We start from the raw sequence: 2858 nt of genomic DNA, 5'->3' as shown, positions 1-2858 counted from the left end.
CAGGCAGAAAATACTGCAGCGTCGGCGACGGTTTCCTCCCTTGAGGGTGGCCCTTTTCCTATGCAAGGCTTCGGGGCGTGGCTATCATGCCAGCCTTATTCCAAGTCGAGACTGGCATGCTGAAGTTGTTGAATCTCCTCAAGGATGGCCGGTTCCATTCCGGAGAAGCGCTGGGGGCTGCCCTCGGTGTAAGTCGCAGTGCCGTCTGGAAACAGCTGCAACACCTTGAGAGTGAGCTGAACCTGACCATTCATAAAGTCCGTGGGCGCGGCTATCAGCTGGCAGCGCCGTTGAATCTGCTGGAATCGCACGCGATTACCGCGTTCTCCCAGGGCGAGCAGTGGCCTGTGTTCATCCATGAGAGCATCGACTCGACCAATGCCGAGGGTTTACGGCTTGCGGCGCAAGGCCAGGCTGCTCCTTTCCTGGTGCTCGCCGAGCGCCAGACTGCCGGTCGTGGCCGTCGCGGGCGGCAGTGGGTAAGCCCGTTTGCTGAAAACCTTTATTACAGCCTGGTGTTGCGGGTTGAGGGGGGCATGCGTCAGCTCGAAGGGCTGAGCCTGGTGGTTGGCCTGGCAGTGATGCGTACCCTGCAAGCTTTCGGGCTTAAAGACGTCGGGCTCAAGTGGCCAAACGATGTCCTGGTGAGGGGACGCAAGATCACCGGGATCCTGCTGGAATTGGTCGGTGACCCGGCCGATGTCTGCCACGTGGTGTTGGGCATCGGCATCAACGTGAACATGCAGTCCAGTGAGCAGATCGACCAGCAATGGACCTCCATGCGTAGCGAAGCTGGTCTGGTGGTTGACCGTAATCAATTGGTTGCGCTACTCAGTCAGCAGCTGCAGCACGAGTTGGCGCGTCATCGCCGATACGGCTTCGCCGCGTTCCAGGAGGAGTGGGAGCAAGCGCACCTGTGGCAGGGGCGTAACGTCTCACTGGTGGCTGGCAATACCCGCATTGATGGGGTGGCGCGAGGTGTGGATGGTCAAGGCGGCTTGCGTCTTGATGTAGATGGTGTGGAAAAGAGCTTCAGCGGTGGCGAGCTCAGTCTGAGGTTGCGTGATGATTCTTGAGCTCGACTGCGGGAACAGCTTTATCAAATGGCGGGTGATACACGCTGCGGATGCGGCTATCACTAGCGGCGGAATCGTCGACTCCGACCAAGCCCTTGTGGCTGCTATCGGTGCGCTTCCTGCCTTGCGTCTGACAGGTGGTCGAATGGTCAGCGTGCGCAGCGAGGAAGAAACTACGGCACTTTGTGCTCTTCTTCAGCAAGCCTTCGCTATCGACGTCAAGGTGGCTCAGCCTGTGCAGGAAATGGCCGGGGTGCGCAATGGCTATGAGGATTTCCAGCGCCTGGGCATGGATCGCTGGCTGGGTGCCCTGGGTGCTTTCCACCTGGCCAAGGCTGCTTGCTTGGTCATTGACTTCGGCACTGCGGCAAAGGCGGACTTTGTCGCGGCCGATGGTGAGCATCTGGGGGGGTACATTTGCCCTGGCATGCCGCTGATGCGCAGTCAGTTGCGGACCCACACGCGTCGTATCCGCTATGACGATGCGTCGGCTGAGCGCGCGCTTAGCAGTCTGGCTCCTGGGCGTTCCACGGTAGAGGCAGTAGAGCGCGGCTGTGTGTTGATGCTCCAGGGTTTTGCCCGGACGCAAATCGAGCAGGCGAAAGCCTTGTGGGGCGATGACTTCACGATCTTCCTCACGGGTGGAGATGCCCCGTTGGTGCATGAAGCCGTTCCCCAGGCGCGGATTGTGCCGGATCTGGTATTCGTTGGTCTGGCCATGGCCTGCCCCTTGAGTTGAGGTGTCTATGCGCTGGTTATTTCTGCTGTTACTCGTGCTGAACGTTTTCTATTACGTATGGCATCAGCAGGAGGCTCCGCTGAGGGTCAAAGAGGTCGCACCTCTCTCTTTATATAAAGGCAGCCAGCAAGAGATTCGTCTGCTGCGTGAAACGGGTGTTGCGACACCGGCCAGGCGCCGGGATGAATGCCTGGTGGTGGGTGGGGTTGCTGGGCGTGAGCAACTCGATGCGCTACGGCAGCGGCTGCTGAGCCTCGATATCGCCTCGCAGCCGGTCGTAGGGCAGTTGCCTGGAGCCGAGGGCTTCTGGCTCAAGGTGGCCCCTGAAGGCGAGCGTTTGCTGGACCAATCGGTGCTGGCCATTCTTTCCAAGGATTTCAAAGACTTAAAACACAAAATTATTTTGTGCGAGGGTATTGCAACTGCTGAATAGCTTGATAGAATGGCGCCCGCTTCACAGGGAACGCCACTCAGGTAGCAGAACCAGAAGCAGTGTCAAAGCGGCTAAGTTTCAGATTTGATTGAAAAAATTTGAAAAAGAGCTTGACACTAGGGCGGCAGCCAAATAGAATGCCGGCCACATCTGGAGGGATTCCCGAGCGGCCAAAGGGGACGGACTGTAAATCCGTTGCGAGAGCTTCGAAGGTTCGAATCCTTCTCCCTCCACCAGTTTCAGCGAGAGCCGCAAGCTCCGCGGGTATAGTTTAGTGGTAGAACCTCAGCCTTCCAAGCTGATGATGCGGGTTCGATTCCCGCTACCCGCTCCAAGTTTGCAGTTGTTGCGCAAAGTGTTTCGCTCTTGTAGCTCAGTTGGTAGAGCACACCCTTGGTAAGGGTGAGGTCAGCGGTTCAAGTCCGCTCAAGAGCTCCATATAAACAAGGCAGATATGAAAATATCTGCCTTTGTTTTATCAGCGGTATGACTATTTCTTCTGCGGAGGACTGTATCGATGGCTAAGGAAAAGTTTGATCGTTCCCTACCTCACGTAAACGTCGGCACTATCGGCCACGTTGACCACGGTAAGACTACTCTGACTGCAGCG

4 protein-coding genes and 3 tRNA genes are annotated in these 2858 nt (G+C 57.3%); all 7 read left to right on the top strand.

The window, feature by feature from the left end:
- Window positions 1-116 precede the first annotated feature (116 nt).
- The gene (birA, locus tag DM373_RS28260) at window positions 117-1076 is read left to right on the top strand and encodes a bifunctional biotin--[acetyl-CoA-carboxylase] ligase/biotin operon repressor BirA (RefSeq protein ID WP_110996598.1); all 960 of its coding nucleotides are present in this window, start codon (window positions 117-119) and stop codon (window positions 1074-1076) included.
- A complete protein-coding gene (locus tag DM373_RS28255; RefSeq protein ID WP_110996597.1) occupies window positions 1066-1815 on the top strand; it encodes a pantothenate kinase in 750 nt (249 codons plus the stop codon). The genes birA and DM373_RS28255 overlap by 11 nt, the downstream gene beginning before the upstream one ends.
- Before the next feature lie 7 nt (window positions 1816-1822).
- Window positions 1823-2248 (top strand): hypothetical protein, encoded by a 426-nt coding sequence (locus DM373_RS28250; RefSeq protein WP_110996596.1) that lies wholly within the window; start codon window positions 1823-1825, stop codon window positions 2246-2248.
- A 152-nt stretch (window positions 2249-2400) separates the two neighbouring features.
- A tRNA-Tyr gene (locus DM373_RS28245) sits at window positions 2401-2484 on the top strand.
- Window positions 2485-2508: 24 nt separating this feature from the next.
- A tRNA-Gly gene (locus DM373_RS28240) sits at window positions 2509-2582 on the top strand.
- A 28-nt stretch (window positions 2583-2610) separates the two neighbouring features.
- Window positions 2611-2686 (top strand) — tRNA-Thr (locus DM373_RS28235).
- A gap of 79 nt (window positions 2687-2765) precedes the next feature.
- On the top strand, window positions 2766-2858 hold a 93-nt coding region (locus tag DM373_RS28230; RefSeq protein WP_133295916.1), incomplete at its 3' end, for a GTP-binding protein.

The organism is Pseudomonas sichuanensis (genome assembly GCF_003231305.1).
Classification (GTDB): domain Bacteria; phylum Pseudomonadota; class Gammaproteobacteria; order Pseudomonadales; family Pseudomonadaceae; genus Aquipseudomonas; species Aquipseudomonas sichuanensis.
This window is presented reverse-complemented; position numbering and strand designations above follow the sequence as displayed.

What these genes read in the sequence shown, in the direction of transcription:
- birA (WP_110996598.1), top strand. Translation starts at nt 117, where the DNA reads ATGCTGAAGTTGTTGAATCTCCTCAAGGATGGCCGGTTCCATTCCGGA.
- DM373_RS28255 (WP_110996597.1), top strand. Translation starts at nt 1,066, where the DNA reads ATGATTCTTGAGCTCGACTGCGGGAACAGCTTTATCAAATGGCGGGTG.
- DM373_RS28250 (WP_110996596.1), top strand. Translation starts at nt 1,823, where the DNA reads ATGCGCTGGTTATTTCTGCTGTTACTCGTGCTGAACGTTTTCTATTAC.